This is a genomic window from Pararhizobium qamdonense (assembly GCF_029277445.1).
GTDB lineage: Bacteria > Pseudomonadota > Alphaproteobacteria > Rhizobiales > Rhizobiaceae > Pararhizobium > Pararhizobium qamdonense.
Genome location: NZ_CP119566.1, coordinates 1,184,523 through 1,202,980, shown reverse-complemented (window position 1 = coordinate 1,202,980; position 18,458 = coordinate 1,184,523). Strand labels below are relative to the sequence as shown.

Annotated in this window: 14 protein-coding genes; 5 read left to right on the top strand and 9 right to left on the bottom strand. The window is 60.8% G+C overall.

Annotated features, from left to right (window positions below; genetic code table 11):
- The first annotated feature begins 11 nt into the window (after positions 1-11).
- Positions 12-1,169: an SGNH/GDSL hydrolase family protein gene (locus PYR65_RS05640; protein ID WP_276120976.1), complete on the top strand. Its 1,158-nt coding sequence runs from the start codon at positions 12-14 to the stop codon at positions 1,167-1,169.
- An 87-nt stretch (positions 1,170-1,256) separates the two neighbouring features.
- Here the strand turns inward: PYR65_RS05640 and PYR65_RS05635 are convergent, their stop codons facing one another.
- From PYR65_RS05635 to gltB, 5 genes are all read right to left on the bottom strand, one after another.
- On the bottom strand, positions 1,257-2,756 hold the full coding sequence (locus tag PYR65_RS05635; protein WP_276120249.1) for a DegQ family serine endoprotease: 1,500 nt from the start codon (positions 2,754-2,756) through the stop codon (positions 1,257-1,259).
- A gap of 355 nt (positions 2,757-3,111) precedes the next feature.
- Complete coding sequence (locus tag PYR65_RS05630; protein WP_276120248.1) at positions 3,112-4,566, bottom strand: glutamate synthase subunit beta; 1,455 nt, start codon at positions 4,564-4,566, stop codon at positions 3,112-3,114.
- A gap of 30 nt (positions 4,567-4,596) precedes the next feature.
- Positions 4,597-4,983 carry a type II toxin-antitoxin system VapC family toxin gene (locus PYR65_RS05625; RefSeq protein WP_276120247.1) on the bottom strand — a complete coding sequence of 129 codons (387 nt, stop codon included), beginning with the start codon at positions 4,981-4,983 and terminating at the stop codon, positions 4,597-4,599.
- Between the two features lie 5 nt (positions 4,984-4,988).
- A complete protein-coding gene (locus tag PYR65_RS05620; protein WP_276120246.1) occupies positions 4,989-5,258 on the bottom strand; it encodes an antitoxin in 270 nt (89 codons plus the stop codon).
- 58 nt (positions 5,259-5,316) lie between these two features.
- Positions 5,317-10,038, bottom strand: a complete 4,722-nt coding sequence (gltB, locus tag PYR65_RS05615) for a glutamate synthase large subunit (protein ID WP_276120245.1) — start codon at positions 10,036-10,038, stop codon at positions 5,317-5,319.
- Positions 10,039-10,601: 563 nt separating this feature from the next.
- Here gltB and PYR65_RS05610 point away from each other — a divergent pair.
- Positions 10,602-11,648: a threonine aldolase family protein gene (locus PYR65_RS05610; RefSeq protein WP_276120244.1), complete on the top strand. Its 1,047-nt coding sequence runs from the start codon at positions 10,602-10,604 to the stop codon at positions 11,646-11,648.
- On the opposite strand, the gene PYR65_RS05605 is transcribed toward PYR65_RS05610, so the two are convergent.
- A complete protein-coding gene (locus PYR65_RS05605; RefSeq protein WP_276120243.1) occupies positions 11,649-12,524 on the bottom strand; it encodes a LysR substrate-binding domain-containing protein in 876 nt (291 codons plus the stop codon).
- A 96-nt stretch (positions 12,525-12,620) separates the two neighbouring features.
- On the opposite strand from PYR65_RS05605, the gene PYR65_RS05600 reads away from it, so the two are divergent.
- The gene (locus PYR65_RS05600; RefSeq protein ID WP_276120242.1) at positions 12,621-13,658 is read left to right on the top strand and encodes a bile acid:sodium symporter family protein; all 1,038 of its coding nucleotides are present in this window, start codon (positions 12,621-12,623) and stop codon (positions 13,656-13,658) included.
- Positions 13,659-13,794: 136 nt separating this feature from the next.
- Here PYR65_RS05600 and PYR65_RS05595 read toward each other — a convergent pair whose 3' ends face one another.
- Positions 13,795-14,271, bottom strand: a complete 477-nt coding sequence (locus PYR65_RS05595; RefSeq protein WP_060639329.1) for an Hsp20 family protein — start codon at positions 14,269-14,271, stop codon at positions 13,795-13,797.
- A gap of 550 nt (positions 14,272-14,821) precedes the next feature.
- Here PYR65_RS05595 and PYR65_RS05590 point away from each other — a divergent pair.
- Positions 14,822-15,799, top strand: a complete 978-nt coding sequence (locus tag PYR65_RS05590) for an alpha/beta fold hydrolase (protein ID WP_276120241.1) — start codon at positions 14,822-14,824, stop codon at positions 15,797-15,799.
- Between the two features lie 15 nt (positions 15,800-15,814).
- Here PYR65_RS05590 and hisN read toward each other — a convergent pair whose 3' ends face one another.
- Positions 15,815-16,588, bottom strand: a complete 774-nt coding sequence (hisN, locus tag PYR65_RS05585) for a histidinol-phosphatase (RefSeq protein WP_276120240.1) — start codon at positions 16,586-16,588, stop codon at positions 15,815-15,817.
- 395 nt (positions 16,589-16,983) lie between these two features.
- The gene (locus tag PYR65_RS05580) at positions 16,984-17,883 is read right to left on the bottom strand and encodes an N-formylglutamate amidohydrolase (RefSeq protein ID WP_276120239.1); all 900 of its coding nucleotides are present in this window, start codon (positions 17,881-17,883) and stop codon (positions 16,984-16,986) included.
- Between the two features lie 195 nt (positions 17,884-18,078).
- On the opposite strand from PYR65_RS05580, the gene cpdR1 reads away from it, so the two are divergent.
- Positions 18,079-18,441 carry a response regulator CpdR1 gene (cpdR1, locus tag PYR65_RS05575; RefSeq protein ID WP_018327941.1) on the top strand — a complete coding sequence of 121 codons (363 nt, stop codon included), beginning with the start codon at positions 18,079-18,081 and terminating at the stop codon, positions 18,439-18,441.
- The last annotated feature ends 17 nt before the right edge of the window (positions 18,442-18,458 follow it).

The window sequence follows — 18,458 nt, the reverse complement described above, 5'->3', positions numbered from 1 at the left end:
CTGCGTTTGTCATGGAGCCGCCGCGCCAGGCGCGGGCACAAGAGCGCCGCACCATCCTCGACATGCTGTTCGGCTTTGGCCGCAGGCAGGCGCCACCGCCTGTTTATGACGACGAGCCAATCTACGAGCCCCGGCAAAGACAGCAGCAACAACAGTTGCAGCCGCAGCAACGCCCGAAAATCCGAAAGACGCAGCAGAAGCCCAAGCCCGTCCCCGCCGAGCCCGCCCCGGTCGTCGTCGAGAAACTGGAGACGGCCAAGAAGGTGCTCGTCGTCGGCGACTTCGTTGCCGGCAGCCTTGGCGATGGGCTGAAGACCGCCTTTGAGACGACACCGGGCATCGTCATCGAAACCCGCAGCAACGGTTCCTCAGGCCTCGTGCGCGAGGACTATTTCAACTGGCCCGAAAACCTGCCCGCCTATATCGCGGAGACGAAACCGGCGTTGATCATCATCAGCCTCGGCGCCAACGAGCGCCAGCAGATGTCGATCGGCAGCGACAAGGAAAAATTCCGCACCGACCGCTGGCTGGCCGAATATGCGCGCCGCACTGCGGACTTCGCAGCCCTTGCCCGCAAGGACAAGACACCCTTGCTCTGGGTCGGCATGCCGCCGTTCCAATCGACATCGATGACCGCCGATATGGTCACGCTCAACGGCATCTTTCGTACGGAAGCCGAAAAGGCCGGCGGCACATTCGTCGATATCTGGGATGGCTTTGTCGATGAGGAGGGCAAATTCGTCATGACGGGATCCGATATCAACGGCCAGCAGGTCCGCCTGCGTGGATCGGACGGTATCAACCTCACCAAGGCCGGCAAGCGTAAGCTGGCTTTCTATGTCGAAAAGGATATCCGCAAGCTCCTGGGCGATGCGGCGGCCTCGACGCAGGATATTCCCGGTGCCGACGGCATGAAGGACCTGGTCGTTGCCGCCCCCACCGCCAACGAGGATATCATCCAGACCCAGCCGATCGGCCTTGACGATCCCGATCTCGACGGCAGCGCCACTCTGCTGGGTGGCGGTGCGGTGATGACCAGCAACGGCAAGAGCCCGCGCGACCGTCTCGTTGAAAAGGGGGAAGTCGCCGAAGCACCAGCCGGCCGGGTGGACGATTTCCGCCTGTCGAAACCGGAAACAGTGATCAGCAATCCGGTTTTCAGGAACTGACCCTCAAGATTAAACCCTGTCCTCCTTACGCCAGGAGGACAGGGTCTTCGGCAGCTCGCATCTTGCGAATAAAGCTGTCAATCGAGATCAGGCAGCCGCAAACGGCACGGCGATGAAGGTCTTTTGATCACCGCGTTCGATGAGCAACAGCACCGACTTGCGCCCCGACTTCACCGCAGCGGCGATCGCCGTCTTCACGTCGCTGGCGCCGAGCACGGCCTTGTCGTTGACCGAAACGATGACATCGCCCGTTTGGATACCGGCCGCAGCGGCCGGCTTATCGGGATTGACCTTGGCGACGACGGCACCGGTGACATTGTCGGGCAGGCTCAGTTCCTGGCGCACATCCGGTGTCAGATCGGCAAGGGCCACGCCGATGCTCGGCCCAGTCTGCATCTTGCCCTCATCCTTTGCAGCGGACGCCTGCTTCTGATCGCCATCATTGCCGCCGACGGTGACGCTGAGGTCGACCTTGCGGCCGTCGCGCCACACGGTCATGGCTTCCTTTGCGCCCGGCGAGAGATCGGCCACCAGCCGCGACAGATCGCGCGGCGACTTCACCGCCTCGCCGCCAACAGTCATGACGATGTCGCCGGTCTTCACGCCTGAATGCGCTGCAGGTGTGCCCGCATTGACGGCGGCGACCAGAGCGCCTTCCGCCTTGGCAAGACCAACGGCATCAGCCACATCCGCGGTCACCGGCTGGATCTGGACGCCGAGATAGCCATGGTCGATCGAGCCGCTCTTTTCCAGCTTGGCGACGACCTTTTGCGCCTGGTCGGAGGGAATGGCGAAACCGACACCGACACTGCCGCCGTTCGGCGAGTAGATCGCGGTATTGATCCCAACGACATTGCCTGAATGATCCACAAGCGGGCCACCGGAATTGCCGTGATTGATCGGCGCGTCGATCTGGATGAAATCATCATAGGGACCGCTGTGCAAATCGCGGCCACGGGCCGACACGATCCCGGCGGTGACCGTCGTGCCGATGCCGAAGGGATTGCCGATCGCCAGGATCTGGTCGCCCAGCTTCAACGCGTCGGAATCACCCCAGGCGATGGTGGCGAGCGGCTTGCCGGCCGTGATCTTCAAAACGGCAAGATCGGACTTCGGATCAGCACCCAAAAGCTTTGCCGGCAGTTCCGTTCCGTCGTCCAGCGTGACCTTGATGTCGATGGCATTGTCGATCACATGGTTGTTGGTGACGATGATCCCATCGCTGCTGACGATGAAGCCGGAGCCGAGCGCCATTCCGCGTTCGCCGCCCTGATGTTGCGGTGCCTGCTTGGGCATGGGAATGCCTTGCTGCTCGAAGAACTGGCGGAACTGCTCGTCCATTGGCGATTGGTCGCCGCTATCGCTGACGTCGGTTGCCTTCATCGTGGTGGTGATTGTCACGACGGCCGGCTTGTCGGCGGAGACGACATCGGCGAAGGAGCCGCTGGAAACCTGCGGCACGGTAGCGGACGCGGATGCCGCCATCGCAGCCGTGGAAGGCAGGGTGAAGGGGAACGCTGCCGCGCCGGCCAGAATGGCGGCTCCGACCAGCGCTGCGGCACGGTGAGTGCGGAGAATATTGGGCATGACAAAGGGTCCCTTACAGATGTTTGGGTGCGGCGTCATGGCTCCCTGCGCGGGAACGCGGCGTCGGGTGATCGGCAGCGTTCCTTCCGGGACTTTGTTCAGAAATAGTGCCGATGAGACGGCAAATACTGAACAATCCAGGAATACGCTTGAGATGGATATTATAACGGCTGCGAATATTTACAAATTAAAGGTTTATTACCGTTTCATTGCACCAAATTAATGTTGCACGGGACGCTGCCGCCATACTTCAAACCAAATATGGGCGGCAGCTTTGCGGCAAACGGAAAACGCCGCGCACCAGCCCGGCACGCGGCGTTTTGATTTGGTTTGCCTCGGCGAAGAGGCAAGCCGATTATCGCGGCAGGACGGTCGAGCCCATCAGTGTTTCGTCGATCGCACGCGCCGCCTGGCGGCCCTCGCGGATCGCCCAGACGACCAGCGACTGGCCGCGGCGCACGTCGCCGGCTGCCCAGACCTTATCGACCGACGTCCGGTAGTCCTTCTCGTTGGCGGTAACGAAAGAGCCGCCGCGCTTGTCCTTGCCGATCACCAGCTTCTCGCCCATGTCCTTCAGCACGCTGTCGGTGCCCGGGCCGCTGAAGCCGATAGCGATGAAGGCGAGATCAGCCTTGATGACGAATTCCGTGCCGGCGATCGGCTTGCGGCGCTCGTCCACCTGACAGCACTTGACGCCGGCCAACACGCCGTCTTCGCCAACGAATTCGAGCGTCGCCACCTGGAACTCGCGCACGGCCCCTTCGGCCTGCGAAGAGGATGTGCGCATCTTGGTCGCCCAGAACGGCCAGACGGACAGCTTGTCTTCCTTTTCCGGCGGCTGCGGGCGGATGTCGAGCTGGGTGACCTTGACGGCGCCCTGGCGGAATGCGGTGCCGACGCAGTCGGACGCGGTATCGCCACCGCCGACGACGACGATATGCTTGCCGCCTGCAAGGATCGAATCCGACGGCCAGCCGACGCTGTCGATATTTTCACGGCCGACGCGGCGGTTCTGCTGCACAAGATACGGCATGGCATCATGCACGCCGGTGAACTCGACGCCTGGAATACCGGCATCGCGCGGGGTTTCCGAACCGCCGCAATAGAGCACGGCGTCGTGTTCTTCGATCAGGCTATCGACGGTGCGATCAACACCGACATTGACGCCGCAATGGAAGGTGACGCCTTCGCCGCGCATCTGGTCGACACGGCGGTCGATGAAGTTCTTCTCCATCTTGAAGTCCGGGATGCCGTAGCGCAGCAGGCCGCCGGGCTTGCTCTCGCGCTCGAACACATGGACCTCGTGACCGGCGCGGGCGAGCTGCTGGGCCGCTGCCATGCCGGCAGGACCAGACCCGATGATCGCGACCTTCTTGCCGGTCTTGGTGACGGCCGGCTGCGGCACGATATAGCCCATTTCATAGGCCTTGTCGGCAATCGCCTGCTCGACAGTCTTGATCGTTACCGGTGCGTCTTCCAGGTTCAGCGTGCAGGCTTCCTCGCACGGCGCCGGGCAGATGCGGCCGGTAAATTCCGGAAAATTGTTGGTCGAGTGTAGGTTGCGGATCGCCTCGTCCCAGTTGCCGTTATAAACGAGATCGTTCCAGTCGGGGATCTGGTTGTGCACCGGGCAGCCGGTCGGGCCATGGCAATAGGGGATGCCACAGTCCATGCAGCGCGCGGCCTGTTTCTGCACTTCCGGGTCCGACATCGGGATTGTGAATTCGCGGAAATGCCGGATGCGGTCCGACGCCGGCTGATACTTCGCCAGCTGCCGGTCGATTTCCATGAAGCCTGTGACCTTGCCCATATCCTATTCGTCCCTGTGTCTCATCGCCGCTCAGCGCAGCCAATTTTCAATCTTCAGTCCCGGCACGCGGGAAAATTCGCTCTCATTTGCAGTGACCAGCACAGCGTCGAGGGCCAACGCATGCGCCGCGATCCACAAATCGTTCGGACCGATGTTCAGCCCTTTTCTTAGCGCCAACCTCACCTCGGCATATTTCAAATCGCCCGGCATGGTGAACGGCGCAACATGAAGCCGTTTTGTGACGTTCGACACCTTTTGGGCTAGCTCGTCCGAGCCTCGTTTTTGAACCCCGTACCAGACTTCCCCGTGAACGATGATGCTTGTGAAAACATTGCCCTCGCCCACTTCCTGCAGCTTTTGGAACACTTTTCCCCGCGGTTCGTAGACAATCGCCGAGATCATGTTCGTATCAAGCATGTACCTCATGGCAGGTCGATTTCATCCAGCGGCTCAAGATCACCATCATCGCCGATAAAAGCGTCACCGGTCCAAGCTTCCGCAGTTTTGAGATAATCGACCAACCCGGAAGTTTCCGCTGTCCGGATAAGGATAGAACCGTCTGGCTGCAGATTCATGATGACGTTCTCGCCAGCCAACTCGAACTCCTTTGGAATGCGGACCGCCCGGCTTCTGCCATTCTTGAAAACGCTGACCTTGATGCCGGCATTTTCAATATTCGAATGCTCATTCATCCTAGCCTCCAGAATTGTAATATGCCAATGGCATATCACAATTGTCTCGCACGCTCAATTACTCCGCCGCGATGCCCATCCGCATGCGCTCCATCTCCTCCAGCGCACGGCGGTATTCGACCGGCATGACCTTGCGGAATTTCGGCCGGAACTCGACCCAATGGTCGAGGATTTCCTTGGCGCGCGGCGAGCCCGTGTAGTGCAGATGATTGGAGATCAGCTGGTAGAGCCGCTCGTCGTCATGACGCGTCATGTCACCGGCGACATCGACCATGCCCTTGTGCATCAGGTCGCCGCCGTGATGATGCAGCTTCTCCAGCATGTCGTCTTCTTCCGGAACCGGCTCGAGTTCGACCATCGCCATATTGCAGCGTTTGGGGAAATCGTCGCTTTCATCCAGAACGTAGGCAACACCACCCGACATCCCGGCTGCAAAGTTGCGGCCAGTCTCGCCGAGAACCACGACCACACCGCCGGTCATGTATTCGCAGCCATGGTCGCCCACCCCCTCGACAACCGCGATGGCGCCGGAGTTGCGCACGGCGAAGCGTTCGCCGGCGACGCCGTTGAAATAGCACTCGCCCGAGATCGCGCCGTACAGCACCGTGTTCCCAACGATGATCGACTTGGCCGCGACGATCTTGGAATTTTCCGGCGGACGCACGACGATGCGGCCACCCGAAAGACCCTTGCCGACATAGTCGTTGCCATCGCCGATCAGCTCGAACGTGATGCCGTTCGCCAGGAACGCGCCGAACGACTGTCCCGCCGTGCCGGTCAGCTTCACCGTGATCGTGTCGTCCTTCAGTCCCTTGTGACGGTAACGCTTGGCAACTTCACCGGACAGCATCGCACCGGCCGAGCGATCGACATTCTTGATATCGACCTCGATGGTAACGGGCGTCTTTGATTCCAGCGCCGGCTGTGCTTCTGCAATCAGCCTGCGGTCGAGAATGTCGTGGATCGGATGGTTCTGCCGCTCCGTCCAGTAGGTCTTTTCCTTCGGCGCATCCACCTTGTGGAAGATGCGGGAGAAGTCGAGCCCATTGGCCTTCCAGTGCGAGATCATCGCATCCTTTTCAAGCAGTTCGGAAAGGCCGATGACCTCGTCGAACTTGGCAAAACCGAGCGATGCGAGAATTTCGCGTACTTCCTCTGCGACGAAGAAGAAGTAGTTGACCACATGCTCGGGCGCACCCTTGAAGCGCTTGCGCAGGACCGGGTCCTGTGTCGCCACACCAACCGGACAGGTGTTGAGATGACATTTGCGCATCATGATGCAGCCGGCGGCAATCAGCGGCGCGGTGGAGAAGCCGAACTCGTCGGCGCCCAGGAGCGCGCCGATGATGACGTCGCGGCCGGTCTTCAGGCCGCCATCGACCTGCAGAGCGATACGCGACCGAAGGCCGTTCAGCACCAGCGTCTGATGGGTTTCGGCAAGGCCGATTTCCCAGGGGCTACCGGCATGCTTCAGCGATGTCAGCGGCGACGCGCCGGTGCCGCCGTCATAGCCGGAGACGGTGATATGGTCGGCGCGCGCCTTGGCGACACCGGCCGCAACCGTGCCGACGCCGACTTCCGAGACCAGCTTGACGGAAATATCTGCTTCCGGATTGACGTTCTTCAGGTCGTAGATCAGCTGCGCCAGATCTTCGATCGAATAGATGTCATGGTGCGGCGGCGGCGAAATCAGGCCGACGCCGGGCGTCGAATGCCGTGTCTTGGCAACGGTCGCATCGACCTTATGGCCGGGCAGCTGGCCGCCCTCGCCGGGCTTGGCACCCTGCGCCACCTTGATCTGCAGCATGTCGGCATTGACCAGATATTCGGTCGTGACGCCGAAACGGCCGGACGCGATCTGCTTGATCGCCGAGCGTTCCGGATTGCGCGCGCCGTTGTAGAGCGGCAGGTAACGGTCGGCTTCTTCGCCGCCCTCGCCGGTGTTCGACTTGCCGCCGATGCTGTTCATGGCAATCGCCAGCGTCGTATGGGCTTCGCGCGAGATCGAACCGAACGACATGGCGCCGGTGGAAAACCGCTTGACGATATCGGCAGCCGGCTCGACCTCCTCGATCGGGATCGGCTTGCGGCCGGTCGCTTCCGCGCCCTTGATCGAAAACAGGCCGCGAATGGTGTTCATGCGCAACGCTGCGCCATTCACCATCTCGGCAAATTCACGGTAGCGATCTTCTGCATTGCCGCGCACGGCATGCTGCAGCGATGCGACAGCGTCCGGCGACCAGGCGTGGCCTTCGCCGCGCATGCGGTAGGCATATTCGCCGCCGATATCGAGCGTGCTCTTCAACAGCGGATCGGCGCCGAAGGCGGCCTGATGGCGGTTGAAGGTTTCCTTGGCGATTTCTTCCAGGCCGATGCCTTCGATCTGCGTTGCCGTGCCGAAGAAATACCGGTCGATCAGTTCGGAGTTCAAACCGATCGCATCGAAGATCTGGCCGCCGCAATAGGACTGGTAGGTCGAGATGCCCATCTTGGACATGACCTTGAGGATACCCTTGCCGACCGCCTTGATGTAGCGGTAGACGACTTCGCTGCCATCGACTTCCTTCGGGAATTCGCCGCGCTTGTGCATGTCGGTCAGCGTATCGAAAGCGAGATAAGGGTTGATCGCCTCGGCGCCATAGCCTGCCAGCAGGCAGAAATGGTGCACTTCGCGCGGCTCGCCGGTCTCCACCACGAGACCGACTGAAGTGCGAAGCCCCTTGCGGATCAGGTGATGGTGGACGGCGGCGGTCGCCAAAAGCGCCGGGATCGCCATGCGGTCCGGGCCGATCTGGCGGTCAGACAGCACGATGATGTTGTAGCCACCCTTGACGGCGGCTTCGGCGCGCTCGCATAGCCGGTCGAGAATTTCCGGCATGCCTTCGGCGCCGCGCGCGATATCATAGGTGAAATCGAGCGTCTTGGTGTCGAAACGGTCTTCCGTGTGGCCGATCGAGCGAATCTTTTCCAGATCGCCATTGGTCAGGATCGGCTGGCGCACTTCCAGCCGCTTGGCATGCGCCATGCCGGCATGATCGAGCAGGTTCGGGCGCGGACCGATGAACGAGACGAGGCTCATCACCAGCTCTTCGCGGATCGGATCGATCGGCGGGTTGGTGACCTGCGCGAAGTTCTGCTTGAAATAGGTATAAAGCAGCTTGGTCTTGTCCGACATTGCCGAAATCGGCGTATCGGTGCCCATCGAGCCGATGGCTTCCTGGCCGGTCGTGGCCATCGGCGACATCAGGATCTTGGTGTCTTCCTGGGTATAGCCGAACGCCTGCTGGCGATCGAGCAGCGACACGTCGCGGCGCAGCGCCCGGGGCTCCACCGGCTTCAGGTCTTCGAGAATGAGCTGGGTGTTGTCCAGCCACTGGCGGTAGGGATGCTGGTTGGCAAGGTTCGACTTCAGCTCCTCGTCGGAGATGATCCGGCCTTCCTCCATATCGATCAGCAACATCTTGCCCGGCTGCAGGCGCCACTTCTTGACGATGCTCTCTTCCTTGACCGGCAGGGTGCCGGCCTCGGACGCGAGGATGACGCGGTCGTCGTCGGTGACGAGATAACGTGCCGGGCGCAGGCCGTTGCGGTCGAGCGTCGCGCCGATCTGCTTGCCATCGGTAAAGCAGACGGCGGCCGGGCCATCCCACGGTTCCATCAGAGCGGCATGATATTCGTAGAATGCCTTGCGCTCGGGCGCCATCAGCTGGTTGCCGGCCCAGGCTTCCGGGATCAGCATCATGACGGCATGCGACAGCGGATACCCGCCCTGCACCAGGAATTCGAGCGCGTTATCGAAACAGGCTGTATCCGACTGCCCCTCATAGGAGATCGGCCACAGCTTGGAAATATCGCCGCCGAACAGCGGCGAGGATACCGAAGCCTGGCGTGCGGCCATCCAGTTGACGTTGGCGCGCAGCGTGTTGATCTCGCCGTTATGGGCGACCATGCGGTAGGGATGCGCCAGCTTCCACGACGGGAAGGTGTTGGTCGAGAAGCGCTGGTGCACAAGGGCGACAGCCGATTCGAAGCGGGGATCGGCCAGATCCTTGAAATAGGCGGCCACCTGATAGGCCAGGAACATGCCCTTGTAGACAATGGTCTGGGTCGACAGCGACACCGGATAGAAGCCGGTCTCGGCCCCTTCGAAGGCATTATAGATACGGTTGGAGATCACCTTGCGCAGCGTAAACAGGCGGCGTTCAAATTCGGCATTGGTCGCAGCATCGCGGCCGGCCCCGATGAACACCTGCACATGATGCGGCTCGGTCGCGGCAATATGCTCGGCCTTGGACAAAGAGGCGTTATCGACCGGCACTTCACGGAAGCCGAGCAGCGTCTGGCCCTCTTCCGCAACGACCTCGGTGATCACCTGCTTGAAATGGGCGATCTGCGCCTCGTCCTGCGGCATGAACAGGTATCCGACGGCATATTCGCCAGCCTTCGGCAGGGTAACGCCCTGCAGCGCCATTTCCTCACGGAAGAAGCGGTCGGGGATCTGAACCAGAATGCCGGCACCATCACCCATCAAAGGATCGGCGCCGACAGCGCCGCGATGCGTCAGGTTTTCCAGGATGAACAGGCCATCCTTGACGATCTGGTGGGACTTCTGGCCCTTCATATGGGCGACGAAACCGACGCCGCAGGCATCATGTTCGTTGCGCGGGTCGTAAAGACCCTGTTTTTTCGGCAGGCCCGGAAATGCGGTATGCGTCTCAACCGTCGCGGTTTCGCGCGCAATGTTGAGCCCAGTTACGGTGGATGGCGTAAGGTCCGTCATCGTCTTCCCTCCTGTTAACCCGGCATGGCCGGATATTTCCGCAGTCCAGGCAGGCTTTGCGGGCAAGAGTCCCGTTCAGGCCGGCACCGGCATTATCGTTGCATGATCCTGATCCGGTCGCAAATGAAGCATTGACTGCATCCGGCACAGAGTGCTCGCGACCATCGCGATTGTCCCGCCAGCCCGGATCAGATAACGTCCGGCGCGGTCTACAATCGTCAGCCGGAAGCCGCATCAGGCGGGCGTTCCGGCGTCCTTCCGGTCTTGAGACCGAAATAGGACAGTCATACTGTCCTATTTCATAGGCTCTATGCCAGAAAGCACCCTCCTCCGCAAGACCACTCATGCAAAATATTCAGACCTATTTTGCCGAACATTGCGGTTAATTTCACGTTTTTGTAATTTTCTTTCGTCAACTCCATATTTTCTTCAATTTGGTTTCAAACTGGTCTGATATTGTCCTTATCTCGCCTCTCCTGGATTGATTGCCGCAACTGCATCCGTATGGTCTCGCCTGACCAACCAATTCGGGGAGCATTTCTCCGGCATAGCAGGATCGCATCATGATTTTCTCCTCCGACAACTGGGCAGGCGCCCATCCCGTGATCGCCGAAAGCCTCGTCAAGGCCGCCGGTGGCTTTGCATCGGCCTATGGCACGAGCGATCTCGACAAGAAGGTCGAAAAGACGCTGTCTGAAGTGTTCGAGCGCGACGTCGCCGTGTTCTTCGTCGCGACCGGCACGGCCGCCAACTCGCTGGCGCTAGCCAGTACCAATCGTCCGGGCGGTCATGTGCTGTGCCACCGCGAAGCGCATGTGAATGCCGACGAATGCGGAGCGCCCGAATTCTTCTCGCATGGCGCCAAGCTTGCGCCGGTCGATGGCCCCCACGGCAAGATGGATCCAGCCCGGCTGGAAAGGGAAATCCAGCGCACACGCGGCGGCGGCGTTCATGGCGGCCAGCCGATGGCGATCACCATGACGCAGGCAACCGAAGCCGGCACCGTCTATAGCCTTGACGAAATCGACGCGATCTCCACCATCGCCAAGGCGGCCAAGCTGCCCTTGCATATGGACGGCGCCCGCTTTGCCAATGCGCTGGTGACGCTTGATACGACACCGGCCGAAATGACCTGGAAACGCGGCATTGACCTTCTCTCCTTCGGCGGCACCAAGAATGGCTGCTGGTGCGCCGAGGCGTTGATCATGTTCGATACCTCGAAGGCCGAGGAAATGGGCTACCTGCGCAAGCGCTCCGCCCAGCTGTTTTCGAAATCCCGCTTCATCGCCGCCCAGTTCGACGCCTATCTGGAAGGCGGTCTCTGGCTCGATCTCGCCCGCCACGCCAACGGCATGGCAAACCGGCTCGCCGACGGCATCGCGGGCTCAAACAGCACCCGGCTTGCCTGGCCGAGCGGCTCCAACGAACTGTTCGTCGTCCTAAAAAAGGAGACCGCTGCCAAGCTGCAGGCCGATGGCGCCGTGTTTTACGACTGGCCTGTGCCGCATGCGCTGGCGGATACCGTCGCCGGCGACGAGGGCCTCTACCGCCTGGTCACCAGCTTTGCAACGACGCCCCATGATGTCGATCAGTTCCTGAAGGCGCTCTGATCAGAGCGACGGTTTGCCTGCCAGGGACGCCTGCAGCCCGCCGACCGTCGCCAGGATTTCACCGGACAGGGCTTTCACCAGTGCCCTGTCCGCGCCGCGCCGCGCCACCAGCACGAATTCCACATCCTCGAGCCGTGGCAACCTATCCGACGTAATTTCCCGCAATCCGGCCGGGGCCATGCTGCGCGGCTGCACCAGAACGCCCATTCCGGCACGGGCGGCGGCCGTCAGGCCGCTAAGGCTGCCGCAGGTGCAGACGATGCGCCACGGCACGCCTGCCCGCTCCAGTGCTTCGAGTGCAACGCTGCGAGTAATGCTCGGCGGCGGAAAGGCGATCAGCGGCAGCACGTCGCCCCGCATCACCCGCTCCGGATCGCGCGCCAGCCAGACCAGCGGCTCGCGATAGACGAGCTGGCCGCGCGCATCGCCGATCCGGCGCTTGGCGAGCACCAGATCGAGCGCGCCCTCATCCTGCATCTGATAAAGCGTACCGCTGAGCGCCACGGTCAGTTCGAGATCGACGGAGGCATGCGCCCGGGTAAAATCTTCGAGCACGGCCGGAAGCCGGCTCATGACGAAATCTTCCGAGACGCCGAGATGCAGGCGGCCGTGCAGGCTGCGCTCGGCAAACAGCGATTTCACCTGCCCGTCCAGCGACAGCATGGCGCGCGCCGGTCCCAAAAGCGCCTCGCCATCGGCCGTCAGTGATACACGATGCGTATCGCGCTCGACCAGCTTTCGCCCGAGATCAGCTTCCAGCCGGCGGATATGCTGGCTGACCGTCGATTGCCCAAGCCCCAGCCGCTCTGCGGCAAGCGTAAAGCTCGCCATCTGCTCGACGGCAAGAAAACTGCGCAGTTGAGCCAAATCCAGCATCTGTCATCCTGATTCGTGATAATCGTTATTACTTGCATTCGATATCATAATGACAATGATGCCGCCAATCATCTTTTCATTGTCTGGACGATCGATATGCGCCGTTTCCTGCCCGATACCTTCACCCTCCTTTTGGTCTGCACGGTCATCCTCGCATCGCTGCTGCCGATTTCCGGCGAGCCGGCGGACTGGTTCGGTCTTGCCACCAAGATCGCCATCGGGCTGCTGTTCTTCCTGCACGGTGCGCGGCTGTCGCGCGATGTCGTGGTGGCCGGTCTGCTGCATTGGCGGCTGCATATCGTCATCCTGGCCTCGACCTTCGTGCTCTTTCCGTTGCTCGGCCTTGCCATCGGCTTCCTGCCGCCGACCCTCCTGCCACCGGCGCTCTATACCGGCATCCTCTTTCTCTGTGTGCTGCCCTCGACCGTACAGTCGTCGATTGCCTTCACGTCCATGGCAGGCGGCAATGTTCCCGCCGCCATCTGTGCCGCCTCGGCCTCCAATATTTTCGGCATGTTCCTGACGCCGCTTCTGGTCGGCCTGTTGTTCACAGCCGGCGGCCATGGCGGGTTTTCGTTCGATGCGCTCGAACAGATCCTGTTGCAGCTGCTGGCGCCGTTCATTCTCGGCCAGATCCTGCAGCCGTGGATCGGCAATTTCATCCGCGCCCGCAAGACGCTTCTGATGCCGGTCGATCGCGGCTCGATCCTGATGGTCGTCTATCTCGCCTTCAGCGAAGCGGTGAACGAAAACATCTGGAGCACGTTCTCCATCCGTGACATCGCTGTCGTCATCGTCCTCGACATCCTCCTTCTCGCCGTCGTGCTGATCGTGACCATGTACGGCAGCCGCCTGATGGGCTTTTCCAAGCAGGACGAGATCGCCATCACCTTCTGCGGCTCGAAGAAGAGCCTTGCCAGCGGCGTACCGATGGCCAACGTCATCTTCGCCGGCCAGGGCATCGGCAGTATCGTGCTGCCGTTGATGCTGTTTCACCAGATTCAGCTGATGGCCTGCGCGGTGATCGCCCAGAAATATGCCGAACGCAACCGCCGCCTGGCCGTTGCCGCCGCAAATGCAGCCGTCGCTGCGGCTCCGGCTGAGGTTTCGGCTCCGGCTCCGGTTGCACAATAAAGGGCGTCGATCAGAACAACGCGTCCAGCTTTAGCGCGTTGGAACAAAAAAGCCGCCTGCAACACGCGGCTGCAAACGGCTCCCGAATATCCGCAGTGCCCCGAAAGGCACCGCGTTTTTTCTTCAGATCACGGGTTTAGTTGGTAGCGCCGGTGACCTGCGTGGCCTCGATCTGCTTCGGCGCCGACTGCGCGGCAACAATATCGATGCGGCGCGGCTTGGCGGCTTCCGGGATCTCGCGCAGGAGATCGATGTGAAGCAGGCCGTTCTTCAGCGAAGCGGACTGGATTTCCACATGGTCGGCGAGCTGGAAGCGGCGCTCAAACGCGCGCTTGGCAATGCCGCGATAGAGGAACTGGTTGTCGGTCGCCTTTTCTTCGCTCTTCTCGCCCTTGACGGTCAGCGTGTGTTCGCGGGCTTCGATCGAAAGTTCGCTTTCGTCAAACCCGGCAACAGCCATGGTGATCCGGTAGGTGCTCTCGCCGGTCCGCTCGATATTGTAGGGCGGATAGGTCTGCGACTGGTCCGGCTGGCCGAGACTGTCGAGCATGGTGAAGAGACGGTCGAAACCGACGGTGGAACGGTAAAGGGGGGAAAAATCAACGTGACGCATGATGTCCTCTTGTGAGCAACGGGTGTGCGATCTTGGCTCTGTCATCCCTGCAAGTGGCAATGGCAGAACCGGTGAACGGGCCCGGTTTCGGCGCCCGTGAGGATGAGATGGGAATTGTTTCTGCGGCCTTCAAGCCCCCGGGCACACAACTAAGAACGCGCATCTCATGAGCCCCGCCGCCGATAAACGCAGGATGAACGGCCGGTTCGAGCTGCGTTCAGCTTTCATGCTTTAAAACCGAAACATCGGAAGACGAGGCAGGCAGCCGAGGTGAACGTCCCTTCTCCCAAAGCTCCCTGTCCTCTACCGGCCGACTGTCTCTGGCCGGGAACGGTATAAGTCCCCCACCGTTTCCGGCCCTTTTTCCAGATGGCCAGCATTTTTGACCGTGCGGATCGCTTCCCCACTGCTTTGCCTGCACCGTTCCTTAATCGGTATTGATCAAAATAGGCGATCATAAATCCGGTGCATTGCAGGCGCATTCTTCTGCAGCCGGCGCACTGGTGTGTTGCCACTGCACCCTGAAAGACCCGCCGGACACGGACCTGCCATGACGTCAATGCTTCATTCCACCCCGGACAATCCGGTCCCCGGCAATCATACCGTCGGGTTCTTCGAGGGCGTGGGCAACCGCAAGCTCCGTTATGCGATCTTCAAGTCCGATGCGCCGGTCGCCAAGGGCACCGTCGTGCTGCTGCAGGGACGCAATGAATCGATCGAGAAATATGCCGAGACGATCGGCGAGCTGACCGCGCGGGGCCTGTGGGTCGCAACCTTCGACTGGCGCGGCCAGGCGGGCTCCGAGCGGCTGTTGAAAAACAGGCGCCGTGGTCACGTCAGGCGCTTTGCCGACTATGAGAGCGATCTCTCGACCTTCCTTGAAAAGATCGTGCTTCCCGATACCCGCCTGCCCTTCTTCATGCTGGCCCATTCGATGGGCGCATTGGTTGCCCTGGCGCAGGCGCCGCTGCTTGCCAGCCGCATCGACCGGCTGGCAATCGCCGCCCCCTTCATGGCGCTCGGCGGCCAAAAGGTCGGCCACGGCATGATCAGCCTCCTGGCCAGCGCTTTCACGCTCTTTGGTCTCGGCTCCCTGCCCTTGATGCGCGACAAGGGTTCGCGGCCATTTCCGGAAAATCTTTTGACCTCGGATGCGCGGCGCTTTGCCCGCAACAAGGCATTGACGGACGCCCATCCGGAACTGGCGCTCGGACCGCCCACCGCCCGCTGGCTGCATGAGACATTCAAGGCGATCAAGCGCGTGTCCGCCCGCGAACATCTGACGCAAATCCGCGTTCCCACCATCGTGCTGGCGCCGACGCAGGACAGGCTGGTGCCGCATCTGGCGGTGGAGACCCTTGCCCGCAATTTTCGCGCCGGCCACATGATCCCGATCGACGGCGCCCGGCACGAACTCCTGCAGGAAGCAGACCATTATCGCGCCCAGGCGATCGCCGCCATCGAGGCCTTCATCCCCAGCAGCACGGCGGACACGGCGCTCGCCGATAGCGAGGACCTGTCGGCCTGACATCCGTTGTGGCTCTCAGCCCCTCAGGATCGCCAGCGCCTGTGCATGGATTTCGGCACTGCCGGCGGCAATCACCTCGCCGCCCATTTCCGCCGGGCCGCCATTCCAATCGGTGATGATGCCGCCGGCCTGTTCGATCAGCGGAATGATCCCGCCGACATCATAGGGCTTCAGGCCGCATTCGATGACGAGGTCGATATGACCGGCTGCCAGCAGCGCGAAAGCGTAGCAATCGCAGCCGTAGCGGGCGAGCTGCACCTTGTCCTGCACCGCCTCGAAGCGGGTCTTGATATCGCCGGTATAAAGATGCGGCGAGGTGGTGAAGAGGATGGCTTGGCTGAGATCGGCGCAAGCGCGCGTCGAGACCACCTTGTCTTCGCCCGGCCCGCGATAATGGGTGTTCTTGCCATCGGCGAAATAGCGCTCGCCGGTAAACGGCTGGTCCATCAGCCCCATCACCGCCTCGCCCTTGTGATAGAGGCCGATCAGCGTGCCCCAGACCGGCAGGCCGGAGATGAACGCGCGGGTCCCGTCGATCGGATCGATCACCCAGACATAATCCCGGTCGAGCCCGACATTGCCGAATTCCTCGCCCAGAATGCCATGCTCTGGAAAATGCGCCTCGATCAACGCACGGATTGCCGTTTCGGCCGCCCGGTCGCCCTCGGTAACCGGGTCGAAACCGGCAGCCTCCTTGTTGGCGACACTGATGCCGGTGCGGAAACGCGGCAGGGTCTGCGCCTTGGCAGCATCGGCAAGGCGGTCAAAAAATTCACGGTCCGGCAGCATGAAACCTCACGAAAATCGGGAAATGGAAGGCTGAATCTGCTTATGGCACATTTTTTTGAAAGAGAAGCCTTTGGCAGGAAAATCGGAAAAAATCGCGCCGATCGGCAGATGTGACAGCAGTCTTGTGACGGTTTTACGAAAAACCGGCCTGAAAAATCAATAAACAGCGCGAAATCGACCAATTTACAGCGCCACTATATCCCAGGGTTTTGGCGCACTGCACCAATTGTGGCCAAATCTTGCTTGACAATTGTGCGCTGCAATATTAAATTTTCCCTACAGTCACTTGTGGCTGTAAATACCCTCCTTGGGTGTTTCCTCCCTAGACTTAGCCGCGCCACAAGCGCGGTTTTTTTTGCCCTGATGTCAGGGAAAGAATGTCTTGGAAAAGACGGCTATTCGGCAGCAAGCGGCGTCCCGGCCGCAGACGTACTTGGCGCATAACTTTCAACATGCGCCGCAAGCCCGCTGAGAAACATGCCGATCGCGTCTGCCAGCATCGGAAAATCCCGCTTCTTCTGCAGCGTCGTTTCATCGACATAGAGACCGCGATTGATCTCGATCTGCAGCGCATGCAGCCCGCGCGCCGGCCGGCCGTAATGTTCGGTGATGAAGCCGCCGGCATAGGGCTTGTTGCGGGCGACGGAAAAGCCGAGATCCTCCAAGAGCGAGACTGCAGTCCGCGACAGATCGGCCGAGGCACTGGTGCCGTAGCGGTCGCCAATAATGAAGTCCGGCCGCTGGCCCGTCCCGGCCAGCCGGATATTGCCCGGCATCGAATGGCAGTCGATCAGGACCGCCAGTCCGAACTGCACATGGGTGCGGGCAATCAGCCGCCGCAGGCAGGCATGATAGGGTTTGTAGATGGTCTCGATCCGTTCCAGCGCTTCGGAAACGGGAAAGCGGCCGCGGTAGATTTCCATGTTTTCGGCGACCAGCCGCGGCACGGTGCCAAGACCGCCCGCCACCCGCATCGAGCTGATATTGGCATGCGGCGGCAAGGGCCCGTCGAACATGCGCGGATCGAGTTCATAAGGTTCGCGGTTGACGTCAAGAAAGGCGCGCGGGAAATGCGCCATCAACAGGGGTGCGCCGAGATCGGTGACGCAATGGAACAATTCATCGACGAAATGATCTTCCGAGCGGCGGATCGACAGGTGGTCCAGGCGGGATTTTTTCAGGAAGGCTGAACTGTAGACCCTGCCGCTATGGGGCGAATTGAAGACAAAGGGAATGCGCTGCATTTCCGGCTCGCGAACTTCGAACTGTTCGGTTTCGCTGACGTTCTGCGTCATCGCAGCCCTTTTTTACCATGTCACAATCTTGATGCTTCGTGTATGTTGCCAGCAGGCGGCAATCATGTCCATAGTCGTTTCCTGCCGGTGAGCGGGGCTTGACCTTCAGTCTTCACCGGATATTTACTCAACTGCGGTTTCATGACGTCACCGCAATTCCCGACATCGACACGTAAGGTGCAACGGCTTTAATCCATGAGTCCAAAAATCCTCCTCGCCGAAGACGATAACGACATGCGCCGGTTCCTGGTGAAAGCCCTGGAAAAGGCCGGTTACAAGGTATTGTCGTTCGACAATGGCGCCAGCGCCTATGACCGGCTGCGCGAAGAGCCGTTTTCGCTTCTTCTGACCGATATCGTCATGCCCGAAATGGACGGCATCGAGCTTGCCCGCCGGGCGACCGAACTCGATCCAGATCTCAAGGTCATGTTCATCACCGGCTTTGCCGCAGTGGCGCTGAACCCCGATTCGAAAGCTCCCAAGGACGCAAAGGTCCTGTCCAAGCCCTTCCATCTGCGTGATCTTGTGGACGAAGTGAACAAGATGCTGGCCGCTTAAGGCTGCGCCGCAAGGGC